Raw genomic sequence first — 13,515 nt, 5'->3', positions numbered from 1 at the left:
ACGCACTCGATCCCGCGGAGGCGGCATGAGCACCGCATCCGTGCTCCTGCGCATTCGTGACCTGCAGGTCGGCTACCGAACAGCCCGTGAGCGCGTGCGCGCGGTGACCGATGTGGACCTCGACGTCCCGGCGGGGCGGATCACCGCCGTCGTCGGGGAGTCCGGCTCGGGGAAGTCCACATTGGCCCAGTCGGTGATCGGGCTGCTGCCGGGCAGCGGGCGGGTCGAGTCCGGGCGGATCCTGCTCGACGGCGAGGACCTCACCACCCTCGATGACCGTGGTTGGCGCTCGGTTCGGGGCCGCCGCATCGGGCTGGTCCCGCAGGATCCGACGATCGCGCTCGACCCGGTCACGCCGGTCGGGCGCCAGGTCGCCGCCGTACTGCAGGTGCACGGTCTGGCCCGCGGCCGCGAGGCCCGCGAGCGCGCGGTCGAGCTGCTCGACGCCATCGGGCTACCGGAGCCGGCCCGGCGGGCCCGTCAGTACCCGCACCAGCTCTCCGGCGGCATGCGCCAGCGGGTGCTGATCACGATGGCCACCGCGGCCCGGCCCGGCCTGCTGGTCGCCGACGAACCCACGTCCGCACTGGACGCGACGGTCGCCCGGCGCATCCTCGACCTGCTCGACCACGTCGTCGCCGACACCGGCGCCGGGATCCTGCTGGTCACCCACGACCTCGGGGTCGTCGCGGACCGCGCCACGCACGTCGCGGTCATGAACGGCGGCCGCATCGTCGAGCAGGGGCCCACCGCCCGGGTGCTCGGCGACCCCGAGCACGCCTACACCCGCAGGCTCATCGCCGACGTCCCGACCGCGACCCGCAGGCGTCGCAGTCCGGAACCCCGGACGGAGGCGGGCGAACCCGCACGGCTGCGGGTGCGCGACCTGACCCGGACGTTCCCGGTCGGCGGCACGCTGCGCAGGCGACACCGCACCGTCGTCGACGGCGTCGCGTTCGACATCGCGGCCGGGCACACGCTCGGGCTGGTCGGCGAGTCCGGATCGGGGAAGACGACCACCGCCCGGATCGTGGTCGGCCTGGAGCGGGCGACGTCCGGGAGCGTGCACCTCGGCGACCGGGAGATCACCGGGGCCGACCGGACGACGCTGCGCGGGCTGCACCGCCGGATCCAGATGATCTACCAGAACCCGTACTCGTCGCTGAACCCGCGCTTCACCGTCTCCGAGCTGCTCACCGAGCCGATGCGCAACTTCGGCGTCGGCGACCGCGACTCGCGCCCGCGCGCGGTCCGCGACCTCCTCGACGCGGTCGCCCTGCCCGCGGGAACCGACCGGCGCCGGGCAGGTGAGCTCTCCGGCGGCCAACGCCAGCGCGTCGCGATCGCCCGCTCGCTGAGCGTGGAGCCCGAGGTCCTGGTCTGCGACGAGCCGGTCTCGGCGCTCGACGTCTCCGTGCAGACCCAGATCCTGGAGCTGCTGGTGGACCTGCAACGACAGCGCGGGCTGACCTACCTGTTCATCTCCCACGACCTGGCCGTCGTGCGGCAGGTCAGCGACCGGATCGCGGTCATGCGGGACGGCCGGATCGTGGAGGCCGACGACACCGAACAGATCTTCCTCGCCCCGCGGACGGACTACACGACGGAACTGCTCGCCGCCGTCCCGGGCCACGGCGCCCCGACCGTCACGGACCCGGACCACAGGGTCGCGCCGCCCACCGACACCGACAAGGAGCTCTCGTGGATCTCGGACTGATCACCTTCGGCAGCCTGCTCCCCGACGCGTACACCGGCGTCGCGGTCAGCCAGCACGCCCGTATCCGGGAGGTGGTCGAGGGGGCGCGGACCGCCGAGGAGCTCGGCTACTCCTGGTACACGATCGGTGAGCACCACTTCGGCGAGCGCGACACGATCCCGGCGCCAGCCCTCGTCCTCGCGGCCGCGGCCGAACACACGTCGACGATCCGGCTGGCGACGGGAACCACGCTCGTCGCGAACCGGGACGCCGTGCTGGTCGCCGAGGAGTACGCGCTGCTCGACCAGCTCAGCGGCGGGCGCCTGGAGCTGGTCGCGGGGGGCTCGTTCTTCCCCGAGCCGTACGCCGTGTTCGGCCAGGACCCGGACAGCCGGTCCGCCCGTAAGCGCGAGGGCGTGGACCTGCTGCTGCGGCTGTGGAACGAGGACCGGGTCGACTGGTCCGGCGAGTACCGCCCGCCCCTGGACGGGGTCCGGGTCGAGCCGCGGATCCACCAGGACCGGCCGCCGGTGTGGGTCAGCGGCGGGTCACGGCCCGACTCGATCCAGCTCGCCGTCGAGCACGGCTTGCCGATCGTGTTCGGGACGACCGCGGGCAACCCGCACGACTGGGCGGCGGCCACACGGTCCTACCGGGATCTGTGGGCCGAGCACCGCTCCGGTCCGGTGCCGCGGATCGGCGCCGCGAGCCACGCGTTCGTCGCCCGCACCTCGCAGGAGGCGCGGGAGCGGTGGGCGGAGTACTTCGGCAGCTACCTGTCCGCGCGCATCCCGCGCCACGAGCAGGACTTCGAGGGCCGGATCGGTCCGGACGGTCCGTCGCTGTGCGGCAGCCCGGCCGAGGTCCTCGACAAGCTCGGCCGCCTGCACGAGCTGTGGGGCCACGACCTGCACCTGCTCGCCGTCGACATCGGCGGCATCCCGCAGGCCGAGGTCACGGCCGCCGCCGAGCTGATAGCCGCCGAGGTCCTCCCGCACCTGCCGGCGTCGGCCCCGGTCGCGGCGGGCGCCCGTGCTTGACGACGACGTCCGCAAGCTGGCGCGTGCGGTCACGCTCGGCTCGCTGACCACGCTGATGCGCGACGGGACGCCGCAGGTCAGCCTCGTCTGGCCGCACGCCGACGACGAGCACGTCCTGATCGGGACCAGCACGACCCGCCAGAAGTACCGCAACGTGGTGGCCGACCCGCGCGCGACGATCCTGTTGATGGACCAGGTGAACCGGCGTCGCTACATCGAGGTCCGCGGCGAGGTCGTCGACGTCGAGCGGGGCGAGGCCGCGCTGTCGCTGGCCCACACCACGTTCTCCAAATGGACCGGCGACCCGACCCCGCGCCCGTCGGACGGCGAGCGGGTGCTGCTGCGCCTGCTCCCCCGGCACATCCACCGCAAGGAGTGACCGTGACCGAGCCCGACCAACGGCCGGACGTCGACCCGCGCGAACGACCCCGGCACACCGACGCCGAGGAGTGACCGTGACCGAACAGATCGAGCCGATCGTCGACCAGGCCTGGCTCGCCGAACGGCGCGACGACGTCCTCCTGGCCGACGTCCGGTGGTACCTGGACGGCCGCAGCGGGTACGACGCCTATCTCGCGGGCCACCTCCCCGGCGCCGTCTGGGTCGATCTCGACAGCGACCTGTCCGGTCCGCCGGCACCCGGGGAGGGCAACCATCCGCTGCTCGACCCCGCCACGTTCGCCGAGCGGCTCGGAGGTCTCGGAATCGGCGACGACACCACCGTCGTCGCCTACGACGACTCCGGCGGAGGCTACGCCGCCCGCCTGGTGTGGTTGCTGCGCAGGCTCGGCGGTCCGGCCGCGCTGCTCGACGGCGGGACCACCGCGTGGACCGGCCCGCTGGAGACCGGACCGGTCACGCCGACGCCCCGGCCCCGGACGGCCGTCGACTGGCCGGCCGAGCTGATCCGGTCGGCGGACGAGGTCGGTGCGGGCTCCGAGGTCCTGCTCGACGCCCGCGACCACGACCGGTTCACCGGTGCCGCCGCACCGGCTCCCGGGACGCGGCCCGGCCACGTCCCCGGTGCCCGCAGCGCGCCGTGGCGCGGCAACCTCGCCGACGACGGCCGGTTCGCCGACGACGCGACCCTGCGCGCCCGCTACGCCGCCCTCGGTGTCACCGAGGACACCGACGTCGTCGTGTACTGCGGCAGCGGCGTCACGGCCTGTCACGACCTGCTCGCCCTCGAACGGATCGGCGTCCGGGCGGCCGCGCTGTACCCGGGCTCGTGGTCCGCGTGGGGAGCCGATCCCGCGCGCGAGGCCGAACTCGGCGACGTCACTCCCACCGACACGAAGGGTGCACCGCGATGAGCACGATCCTCGGCCGCCGCCTCGGCTTCGGCTCCGGCGGCATCGTCGGACACCTCGGCACGCCGGAGGTCGTCGACCTCGCCCAGAGCGCCGACGAGCTGGGCTTCGACCTGTTCACCCTCAGCGACCACCTGCACTCCGAGCGGGAGTCGCTGGAACCGTGGACGGCGCTGAGCTGGATCGCCTCGCGGACACGGCGGATCGAGGTCGGTACGAACGTGCTGGGCCTGCCCTACCGCGACCCGCCGGTGCTCGCGAAGATGGCCGAGACCCTCGACCAGCTGTCCGGCGGACGACTCGTACTGGGGCTCGGAGCGGGAGGCTACGACCACGAGTTCTCCGCGTTCGGCCTCACCGTGCGCACCGCCGCCGAGAAGATCACCGCCCAGCACGAGGCCATCGACATCCTCCGTAGCCTCTGGACCCGCGAGACCACCACCTACGAGGGCGAGCAGTTCCGGACCAGCGAGGCACGGATCTCCCCGCGCGCGGCGCACCCGATCCCGATCTGGCTCGGCTCCTACGGTCCGCGTGCCCTGCGGCTGACCGGGGAACGCGCCGACGGGTGGCTGCCCTCGTTCGGACGGATCACGCTCGAGCAGGCCGTGCAGATGCGCGAGCAGGTCGTCGCGGCCGCCCGGAACGCCGGTCGCGACCCCGACGCGATCACGTGTGCCTGCAACATCGCGGTGCGGGTCGATCCGGAGGGCGAGCCCCGCCCGGGGTTGGTCACCGGGACGGTCGACTCGGTCGTCGAGCAGGTCCTCGAGGTGGTCGGTGCCGGGTTCACGTTCCTGCTGATCCACTCGTTGACCGTCGACGAGCAGGAGGTGCTGGCCCGTGACGTGTTCCCGCAGGTTCGGGCGCTCGCCGAGGAGCGGGGACTGGTCGGGGCCGGGTCCGGAGGGACCGGCTGATGGCCGGCCGGCTGGAGGGGAAGGTCGCGCTGGTCACCGGCATCGCCGGCGGTCAGGGACGCGCCGCCGCGCTGCTGTTCGCCGCCGAGGGCGCCACGGTGGTCGGCGCCGACCTCGACCCGGAGGGCGCCGGGGAGACCGTCCGGCTGGGCGCCGACGCCGGCGGTGGCCTGACCGGGGTGGCCCCGGTCGACCTGGCCGACCCGGACCGGTCGGCACGCTGGGTGGCCGACGCCGCGGAAGCGCACGGCCAGATCGACGTCCTGCTCAACAACGCGTCGGCGGCGCGGTTCGCGCCGATCACGGACCTGACGCTCGACGACTGGCACTTCACGCTGCGCAACGAGCTGGATCTCGTCTTTCTCGTCACCCGCGCCGCGTGGCCGCATCTCGTCGCGTCCGGCGGAGTCGTGATCAACACCGCGTCGGTGGCCGCCCACCGCGGCAACCGCACCGTCTCGATGCTGGCCCACGCCACCACCAAGGGCGGGCTGCTGGCGATGACCCGGCAGCTGGCCGTCGAAGGCGGGCCGCACGGCGTCCGTGCGGTCAGCATCAGTCCGGGCGTCGTCGAGACCCCGGCGACCGCCGATCTCCTCTCCCGTCCGGGTGTGCGCGACGCCCTCGTCGCGGAGCACCTCGTCCCGCGGATCGGGACCGCGCAGGACGTCGCGGAGCTGGCGCTGTTCGTCGCCTCGGACGCGGCGCGCCACCTGACCGGGACCGACATCGTCCTGGACGGCGGCGCGTCCAGTTACTGAGCGGCCGAGCCGGGACGGTGGGGGCCCGGTGCGGCAGAGGTCCACGTGGCGGCGCCGGGACCAGACGGCCCGCGACCGGGCGGCCGCACTCACCGGGACCACCCGGGACGTCGCGGGGGTCGGCGCGGTGGACACGCCAGAACTCGACCCGCCGCTCGATCCGGTCGTCGAGGCGACGGCCGATCCGCTGTCGGTGGCACCACGGCGCGGCCGGCGTACCGGTGCACGACCAGCACGCCGAGGCTGCAGACGAGGACGAGCCCGATCCCGGCGAGCGTCGACACGGCCGCGGTGGCGCCCGCGACCAGCAGCAGCCCCGTCGAGAGCATCGGCGTGGCGAAGCCCAGCGGCGCGAGCCGTGCCGCGCCGCCGCCGGACATCGCGCGGGTCCACAGCCCGTAGCCCGCCGCCATCGGACCGAGTCCGATGTAGACCGCGGCGGCGAGCCCGACGGGGCCGGGAGCGGGCGGGCCGGTGACCGCGACCACCGTCCCGGCGACGACGGCGCCCACCGTCGTCGCCGGTGCCAGCAGGTCCGCCGGCCGGATCGCGGAGCGAGCCGAGCCGAGCGTGTAGAAGGTCATGCACAGCGCGGACCCGAGCGCGGCGGCGTACCCGGCGACCGCGTCGTCGCCGACGACGCCTGCGTCGTGGCCGGGGCCGGCGAAGATCAGTGCGACGCCGGCGAAGCCGAGCACGGCCAGCCCGGCGCCGGCCAGCGACGGGGCGTCCCGGCGGGTCGCGGCGACCCACACGGCGGCCAGCAGCGGCCACCCGTAGGCGAGCACGTTCGCGGCCACGATCGGCGCGAGGGCGAACGCCACGTACTGCAGCACGATCGTCCCGGTGAGGCCGACCAGGCCCACGGCCACGACGCCGGGCCCCCGTCGCCCCGGCGCCGCCTGCGCGGTGCGCGCCCGCACACGGAGGACGCCGAACACGACGGCTGCGGTGCCGAACTGGACCAGCAGCAGCCACCCCACACTCATCCGCTCCAGGGCGTACCCCGCCGCGTACGCGTTGGTCGACCAGAGGACGACCGCGCCCAGGGCGGCCGTCACGCCGTGATCACATCTCATTCCGGTTCATGCTAGTTAGCTAAATAGCTAAATGACAAGATGGAGAGGTGGATGTCGTCGAGGTGGCCAAGGCACTGGCGTCGCGGACCCGGGTGGAGATCCTGGACTGGCTCAAGGACCCGGACACGCACTTCGTCTCCCGCCGGGACGGTGACCTCGGCCCGGCAGGCGTGTGCGCGTCGCTGATCGCCGAGAAGGCGGGCATCGCGGCACCGACGGCGTCGCGCCACCTCGAGGTCCTGCGTCGTGCCGGTCTGGTCGAGTCCGAGCGGATCACCGGCTGGAACTACCACCGGCGCAGCGCGGACGGTCTGCGCCGGGCCCACGAGCTGCTCGAACGGATCTGAGGCGGTCCGAGCGCCACACGCTGCGGGGCGCGAACCGCGGTCGTGCGGGCCCGACCGGGTGGGGTCACCATCGATCGCCGCGGGTCCACGCCGGTCGCCAGCCGATCCAGCGCGGCATCACCGCGACGGCCACCACACTGATCACCGCGGTCAGCGCGAGGTAGCCCGCGGCCCACCAGGGAGCGCCGCCACCGAACGCGAGCAGCGCGGTCAGGAACACCGGCGTCAGACCGGACGCCCAGATCCCGGAGCCCTGGAAGACCAGGGACATGCCGGTGTAGCGGACGTCGGTGTCGAACAGCTCGGCGAACAGCGTGGACTCCGCGCCGGTCATCAGCGAGTACCAGACGCCGAGCTGCAGCAGGATCACCGTGACGACCAGCCACGGGACGCCGGTCTGCACGGCCAGGAACGACGGCACCACGGTCAGCCCGAACCCGGCCGCCCCGACGCCGAACACCCGGCGCCGGCCGTGGCGGTCGGCCAGCACGCCCGCGACCGGGACGAGCACCGCCATCAGCAGCGCTCCCGCCGTGACGGCCAGCAGCACGACGACCTTGTCCACCTTCACCGTCGCGGTGGCGTAGGTGACCAGGAACACGCCCCAGGTGTTGAACGCCGCGCCCTCGGCCCAGCGGGCCAGCATCCCGGCGCCGACGCCGCGCCGGTGCGCGCGGGTGCGGAACACCTGCACGGCCGGCACCGCCGCCGTCGCACCGCTGTCGCGCAGCCGCCGGAACTCCGGGGTCTCCAGCACCCGCAGCCGCACCAGGAGCCCGACGGCGACGAGCACCACGCTGAGCACGAACGCGACCCGCCAGCCGACCGACAGGAACGTCTGCTCGTCGAGCACCTCGCCGAGCAGCGCGAACACCCCGGTACCGAGCGCCAGACCGAGCCCGAGCCCGATCTGCGGGACGCTGCCGTACGTCGCGCGACGGCCGGGTGGCGCGTTCTCCACGGCCAGCAGCACCGCGCCACCCCACTCCCCGCCGACGGCGATGCCCTGCAGGATTCGCAGCACCACCAGCAGGACCGGTGCGGCGATACCGATCGACGCGTAGGACGGGAGCAGGCCGATCAGCGCCGTCGCGACGCCCATCAGCACCATCGTCGCGACGAGGGTCCGCTTGCGCCCCAGCCGATCACCGATGTGCCCGAAGATCAGGCCACCGAGCGGCCGGGCGACGAACCCGACCGCGAACGTGCCGAAGGCCAGCAGCGAGCCGACCGTCTCGTTGCCGACCGGGAAGAAGAGCTTCGGGAACACCAGGCTCGCAGCCGTGGCGTAGAGGAAGAAGTCGTACCACTCGACCGTCGTGCCGACGAGGCTGGCGGCCAGGACCGTGCGCGGTCCGGCGCCCTGCTCACGACGGTCGGATACGGCCGCGGTCACCGGCCCGGCCGGACGGCCGCGAACGGGACCGAGCGCGGAGCGTCCTCGGCGAGACCACCTCCGGCCGGTGGTTCCCACAGCCCGCGCCGGCGCAGGATCGGCATCACGCCCTCGCCCATCCACCACGCCTCCTCGAGGTGCGGGTAGCCGGACAGGACGAACTCGTCGATGCCGATCTCGTGGTACTCGGCGATCCGGTCGGCGACCTCGGCGTGGCTGCCGACGAGCGCGGTGCCGGCCCCGCCGCGGACCAGCCCGACCCCGGCCCACAGGTTGGGCGCGATCTCCAGGCTCCGCGCGTCGCCGCCGTGGCGCCCGCCGTGCAGCTCCCGCATCCGCCGCTGCCCGACCGACTCGCTCTGCGCGAGCCCGGCCTGCACCTCGGCGATCGTGTCCTCGTCGAGCGCGGACAGCAGCGACTGCGCCTGCGCCCACGCCTCCTCGGCCGTGTCACGGGTGATCACGTGCAGCCGGATCCCGAACCGCACCGTGCGGCCCCGCTCGGCCGCCAACCTCCGGACCCAGGCGATCTTGTCCGCGACCTGCTCCGGTGGTTCGCCCCAGGTCAGGTACACGTCGGAGTGCTCGGCGGCGACCTCGCCCGCGATCGGTGACGACCCCCCGAAGTACACCGGCGGCACCGGGTCCGGCAGCCGGTCCAGGAACGCGCCCTCGACGTGCACGTGCTTGCCGTCCAGGTCGATCGTCTCGCCGCGCCACAACGCGCGGACCACCCGGAGGAACTCATCGGTGCGCTCGTAGCGACCGTCCTTGTCCAGGAAGTCGCCGTACGCGCGCTGCTCGAACGACTCGCCACCGGTGACGATGTTGAGCAGCAGCCGGCCGCCGGAGTGACGCTGGTAGGTCGCGGCCTGCTGGGCGGCCAGCGTCGGGGACAGCGCGCCGGGCCGGAACGCGACCAGGAACTTCAGCCGCTCGGTCCGTGCGATCAGCATGGCGGTGGTCAGCCAGGCGTCCTCGCACCACAGACCGGTCGGGGTCAGCACGGCCTCGAAGCCGACCTGCTCGGCGGCACGGGCGACCTGGGTCAGGTACTCGATCGACGCCGGGCGGATCGCCCCGGCCGAGCCGGTACCGACGCCGTGGCCTCCCCCGACGAGCTGACGGCCGTCGCCGTTGGTGGGCAGGAACCAGTGCAGGGTGAGCGCGGGCATGACGGGTCCTTCGGAGCGAGGGTGGGCAGTGGCGGCGTCAGGCCGGACAGCACGCCGAGCGCAGGCGGCCGAGGTCGACCCACCGGCGCCGGGTCAGCTCACTCGTTCCCATCGGTGTCGACACCAGCATCTACCGGTGCCGATGGCAACCCGGACCGCACGGCTGTGATCGAGGAGACCGGGACGGCTCCGCCGACCTCCCGAACGGCGGCGGTGGGCCGCCGTCGGCGACCTCACCACCCGGCCGTCGGAACCGGCGTCCCGACGTCGCGGGGGCGCAGCAGCCCGCGGTGGCGCAGAACCGGCACGACGCCGTCGACGAAGTCCTCTGCGCCGCCGGGGTTGTGCGAGAACTTGACCACGAACCCGTCGGCGGCGCCCGCGGCGTGCCACTCGCCCATGATCGTGGCGATCTCCTCGGGCGTCCCGGCGTGCTGGAGGTGTCCGCGGCTGCCCGCGACGTGCCGGGCGAGCGTGCGCAGCGACGTCGACGGGCCGAGCCGGGCGGCGATCGCCGCGAGCACCGGTGCGCGGCTGCGGATCCCGCCGAACGAGGGGTCGGCGAGGTCCGCGGGCAGCGGTGCGTCCAGTCCGGCCGCAGGAGGCTCGATCCCGAAGCCGCGCAGCAGGCCCGCCAGGTTCGGGTCGGTGAGCAGATCGTCCAGCCGCGTGCGCAGCCGACGTGCCTCGTCCACCGTGGACCCGAGGGTGACGAGGAACCCGGGCAGCAGCAGCGGCGGGGGACGTCCGTACGTCGCGGCTCTGCGGTGCAGGTCGTCGCGGAACGCCCGCCCGTCGGCGAGCGTCGGGGTCGCGGCGAACACGACGTCGGCGTGCCGGGCCGCGAACTCCCGGCCGCGGTCGGAGGCGCCCGCCTGCACGAGCAGCGGCCTCGGCACGTCGGGGTCCCAGCGTTCGCGGAAGTCCGCGACGACGGCGTCGGCGGCGTCGTAGCGCTCGTCGTGCGGCGGCAGCGCGTCGATCCCGAGTGCCCGCGCGGCCGTCGGGGACCCCGCGGTGACGACGTTCCATCCGGCCCGCCCACCGCTGACGCGCTGCAGTGCGGCGAACGTGTCGACGAGACGGTCGGCCGTCGAGAACACCGTCGACGCCGTCGCGACGAGCCGGACGTCCGGTACCGCCGCGGCGACGGCCCCGAGCAGCACGGTCGGCTCGAACGGCCAGCGGATGTGATGGCGCACAGCGGGATCGAAGCCCGGGAAGTCGGCGAAGAACACAGCGTCGAACCCGCCGCGTGCGGCGAGCCGGGCGCGCTCCACGTAGTAGCCGGCGTCGGCGATCCGCTCCGGCTGCGCGGTCGGCAGCCGCCACGCCGCCTCGTGGTCGCCGCTGTGGTGGAACTCTGCGAACAGGCGCAGCGTCACGCCGGCTCCACGACCGCCACGTCGACCACCGGCACGATGCCCTGCGGCCCGGCTGGCACGTCGAGCGCGGAGTCCGTCGCCCAGAACGCCCCGGCGATCCGGACCGGCAGCACCCGGCTGGTATCCACGTGCACACCGGCCGCCGTGTCGTTCACGACCGCGCCCGGCTGCCACGACCCGAGCAGCGCGCGGACGATCCGGACCGACTCGGCCCGCCGGCGCGGATCGGTGTCGTGCGGCGCCCACGACACCCGGCCGTCGCTGATCTTGTCCAGGGCGGCGAGCCTGCGCGCCACCGTGTACGGGTGCACGTCGGCCGTGTCCACCGGCACCACGAGCCGGATCCGCGTGGTGCGCATCGCGAGCGCCGCTGCGACGACGAACGGGTCCGGACGCGCGTCGAGCACGTGCGTGTCCGCGCCGCCGCATTCGAGGCCCGCGACGCGCTCGGCCAGCTCGTCGAACTCGCTCACGGGCGGTACTCCCCCACGTAGCGTCCGCCGTCGACGACGAACTCGGATCCGGTGGAGAACCGCGACGCCGGGCTCAGCAGGAACACGACGAGCTCGCTCACGTCGTGCGGCAGACCTGGTTCGCGCACGATCTGGTTCGGCAGCACCGGGGAGCCCAGCCCCTCGATGAACGACGTCGAGATCCGTCCGGGGTGGACGGAGTTGACCCGGATGCCGTGCGGGCCGAGGTCCAGCGCGGCCGCCTTCGTCAGCCCGCGGACGGCGAACTTGCTGCTCACGTACGCCGCATGGTCTCCGATCCCGATCAGGCCGGCGACCGACGAGATCGTCACGATGCTCCCGCCGCCTGCCGCCACCAGGCTCGGCGTGACGGCCTGGATGCCGAGCAACGTGCCCTCGACGTTCACGCGGTGCACCTGCCGGAACGCCTCCAGCCCGACGTCCGCCGTGCCGCCGTCGCCGAAGATCCCGGCGTTCGTGACCAGACCGGTGAACGGCCCGAACGCCTCCTCACCGGCCCGGACGGCGGCGGACCAGTCGTCCGGTTCGGTCACGTCGAGGTCGACCGCGAGCGCGGACGTACCGAGCTCCTTGGCGACGGCACGCACCCCCTCGCCGTCGACGTCGCCGACGACGACCCGGCCGCCCGCCGCGACGACGGCCGCGGCGTGCTCGGCACCCATCCCCCGCGCGGCGCCGGAGACGAGCACGATGCGTGCGGCCAGCGCGTCGTCGGCGAACACGCTCACGGGAACAGGCCCAGCACGGTCCTGCCGATCACGTCGCGGACGAAGTCGGAGTTCGGCGGGTGGAACGTGCCGGCCCGGACGTCGCGGTAGAGCCGCTCCAGCTCGCTGCGCTTGGCGATCGACCCCGCGCCGCCGATCTCCAGCGCGAGGTCGACGGCCTTCTGCGCCGCCCGGGTTCCGTTCTCCTTGGCCGCGAACAGCTTCACCAGCAGGCGGTCGCCGTGGTCGACGCCGTCGGTGAGCTCGCGGGTGAGCGTGTCCAGCTGCGCGACGACGCCCTCGAGCAGCAGCTCCGCCTCGGCGGCGTGGTACTGGACGAACGGCTTCTCCGCGACCGGCGCGCCTCCGCGGCTCACCGCCGTGCGCTTCCCCGCCGTCTCCAGCGCGACGTCCACCGCGCGGCGCGCGATGCCGTAGTAGACGTTGCCCAGCAGCGGCAGCACCCAGGCGAAGATCCCGGCCACGGCGGGCGACGGCGGCGTGCCGAGGTCCTGGACCTCGATCACCCGCTCGGCCGGGAGGAACACGTCGCGCAGCACGGTGTCGTGGCTCGCCGTGGCGCGCACACCCAGCGTGTCCCAGGTCTCGACGGTCTCGATGCCCTCGTCGGACCGGGCCAGGAAGCCGTGCACGAGCCGCGGGTGGTCCGGGTCGGAGTCGTCGCGGGCGTGGATGCCGATCCAGTCCCAGGCCGGGGCGAGCGAGGTGAAGATCTTGTGCCCGGTGATCCGGTAACCGCCATCGACCGGGACGGCGGCCGTGGTGGAGTCGTCGATCGCGGTGTCGTTGCCCGGCTCGCCGTGCCCGGCCGCGATCACCTTGCCCGCCGCGGCCTCCCGCAGCAGCCACTCCTGGCGGTGGTCGCCGGAGCGGTACCGGTCGGCGGCGTTCCCGACCCAGTAGAGGTGCATCGTCGTGGCCAGCGCCGTCGAGGGTGCCCAGTACGCGAGCGTGCGCTGGACGTGGGCGGTCTCGTCGAGCGTGAGGCCGAGCCCGCCGAGTTCCTCGGGCACCGGCCCGCGCAGGTGCCCGGCCTCGCGCAGCGCGTCGAGGTCCTCGGTGAAGAACAGGTTCTCGCGGTCGTAGTGCGGGGCGCGTGTGTGGACGGCCGCCAGCAGCGCGTCGTCCAGCGGGGTACGACGGGTGGCCGTGTCCGGCCCGGTCGTGAGTGTCATCGGATCCTG

Annotated in this window: 14 protein-coding genes; 7 read left to right on the top strand and 7 right to left on the bottom strand. The window is 73.9% G+C overall.

The window, feature by feature from the left end:
• Positions 1-25 precede the first annotated feature (25 nt).
• The 6 genes from EV378_RS30090 (at position 26) to EV378_RS30065 (ending at position 5,727) form a co-directional block, all read left to right on the top strand.
• Positions 26-1,717 (top strand): dipeptide ABC transporter ATP-binding protein, encoded by a 1,692-nt coding sequence (locus tag EV378_RS30090; protein WP_132430740.1) that lies wholly within the window; start codon positions 26-28, stop codon positions 1,715-1,717.
• Entirely contained in the window at positions 1,702-2,736 is a 1,035-nt protein-coding gene (locus EV378_RS30085) for an LLM class flavin-dependent oxidoreductase (protein WP_132430739.1), read from the top strand. The genes EV378_RS30090 and EV378_RS30085 overlap by 16 nt, the downstream gene beginning before the upstream one ends.
• Positions 2,729-3,115, top strand: a complete 387-nt coding sequence (locus EV378_RS30080) for a TIGR03618 family F420-dependent PPOX class oxidoreductase (protein ID WP_132430738.1) — start codon at positions 2,729-2,731, stop codon at positions 3,113-3,115. The genes EV378_RS30085 and EV378_RS30080 overlap by 8 nt, the downstream gene beginning before the upstream one ends.
• Positions 3,116-3,191: 76 nt before the next feature.
• Positions 3,192-4,049, top strand: coding sequence for a sulfurtransferase (locus EV378_RS30075; protein ID WP_207908899.1), 858 nt, complete (start codon positions 3,192-3,194; stop codon positions 4,047-4,049).
• Positions 4,046-4,966, top strand: a complete 921-nt coding sequence (locus EV378_RS30070) for an LLM class flavin-dependent oxidoreductase (RefSeq protein WP_132430736.1) — start codon at positions 4,046-4,048, stop codon at positions 4,964-4,966. Before EV378_RS30075 ends, EV378_RS30070 begins: the two co-directional genes overlap by 4 nt.
• Positions 4,966-5,727, top strand: a complete 762-nt coding sequence (locus tag EV378_RS30065; RefSeq protein WP_132430735.1) for an SDR family NAD(P)-dependent oxidoreductase — start codon at positions 4,966-4,968, stop codon at positions 5,725-5,727. Before EV378_RS30070 ends, EV378_RS30065 begins: the two co-directional genes overlap by 1 nt.
• Positions 5,728-5,816: 89 nt before the next feature.
• Here the strand turns inward: EV378_RS30065 and EV378_RS30060 are convergent, their stop codons facing one another.
• Positions 5,817-6,788, bottom strand: coding sequence for a DMT family transporter (locus EV378_RS30060; protein WP_165922552.1), 972 nt, complete (start codon positions 6,786-6,788; stop codon positions 5,817-5,819).
• A gap of 65 nt (positions 6,789-6,853) precedes the next feature.
• Between EV378_RS30060 and EV378_RS30055 the strand changes: the two genes are divergently transcribed.
• Entirely contained in the window at positions 6,854-7,153 is a 300-nt protein-coding gene (locus EV378_RS30055; RefSeq protein ID WP_132430733.1) for an ArsR/SmtB family transcription factor, read from the top strand.
• A gap of 64 nt (positions 7,154-7,217) precedes the next feature.
• On the opposite strand, the gene EV378_RS30050 is transcribed toward EV378_RS30055, so the two are convergent.
• From EV378_RS30050 to EV378_RS30025, 6 genes are all read right to left on the bottom strand, one after another.
• Positions 7,218-8,549: an MFS transporter gene (locus tag EV378_RS30050; protein WP_132430732.1), complete on the bottom strand. Its 1,332-nt coding sequence runs from the start codon at positions 8,547-8,549 to the stop codon at positions 7,218-7,220.
• Complete coding sequence (locus EV378_RS30045) at positions 8,546-9,724, bottom strand: LLM class flavin-dependent oxidoreductase (RefSeq protein ID WP_132430731.1); 1,179 nt, start codon at positions 9,722-9,724, stop codon at positions 8,546-8,548. The genes EV378_RS30050 and EV378_RS30045 overlap by 4 nt, the downstream gene beginning before the upstream one ends.
• Before the next feature lie 233 nt (positions 9,725-9,957).
• Positions 9,958-11,109, bottom strand: coding sequence for an LLM class flavin-dependent oxidoreductase (locus EV378_RS30040; protein ID WP_165922551.1), 1,152 nt, complete (start codon positions 11,107-11,109; stop codon positions 9,958-9,960).
• On the bottom strand, positions 11,106-11,582 hold the full coding sequence (locus EV378_RS30035; RefSeq protein WP_165922550.1) for an LLM class flavin-dependent oxidoreductase: 477 nt from the start codon (positions 11,580-11,582) through the stop codon (positions 11,106-11,108). Before EV378_RS30035 ends, EV378_RS30040 begins: the two co-directional genes overlap by 4 nt.
• Positions 11,579-12,331: an SDR family oxidoreductase gene (locus EV378_RS30030; protein WP_207908898.1), complete on the bottom strand. Its 753-nt coding sequence runs from the start codon at positions 12,329-12,331 to the stop codon at positions 11,579-11,581. Before EV378_RS30030 ends, EV378_RS30035 begins: the two co-directional genes overlap by 4 nt.
• A complete protein-coding gene (locus EV378_RS30025; protein ID WP_132430728.1) occupies positions 12,328-13,506 on the bottom strand; it encodes an acyl-CoA dehydrogenase family protein in 1,179 nt (392 codons plus the stop codon). Before EV378_RS30025 ends, EV378_RS30030 begins: the two co-directional genes overlap by 4 nt.
• Positions 13,507-13,515: the final 9 nt, after the last annotated feature.

The sequence above is a fragment of the Pseudonocardia endophytica genome (genome assembly GCF_004339565.1).
Lineage (GTDB): Bacteria > Actinomycetota > Actinomycetes > Mycobacteriales > Pseudonocardiaceae > Pseudonocardia > Pseudonocardia endophytica.
Note: the sequence above shows the minus strand (reverse complement) of the source record. Positions and strands in the feature narration are given on the sequence as shown.

Excerpts from the sequence above, each read along its gene's own strand:
- EV378_RS30045 (WP_132430731.1), bottom strand. The coding sequence starts at position 9,724 with ATGCCCGCGCTCACCCTGCACTGGTTCCTGCCCACCAACGGCGACGGC.
- EV378_RS30065 (WP_132430735.1), top strand. The coding sequence starts at position 4,966 with ATGGCCGGCCGGCTGGAGGGGAAGGTCGCGCTGGTCACCGGCATCGCC.
- EV378_RS30025 (WP_132430728.1), bottom strand. The coding sequence starts at position 13,506 with ATGACACTCACGACCGGGCCGGACACGGCCACCCGTCGTACCCCGCTG.
- EV378_RS30070 (WP_132430736.1), top strand. The coding sequence starts at position 4,046 with ATGAGCACGATCCTCGGCCGCCGCCTCGGCTTCGGCTCCGGCGGCATC.
- EV378_RS30090 (WP_132430740.1), top strand. The coding sequence starts at position 26 with ATGAGCACCGCATCCGTGCTCCTGCGCATTCGTGACCTGCAGGTCGGC.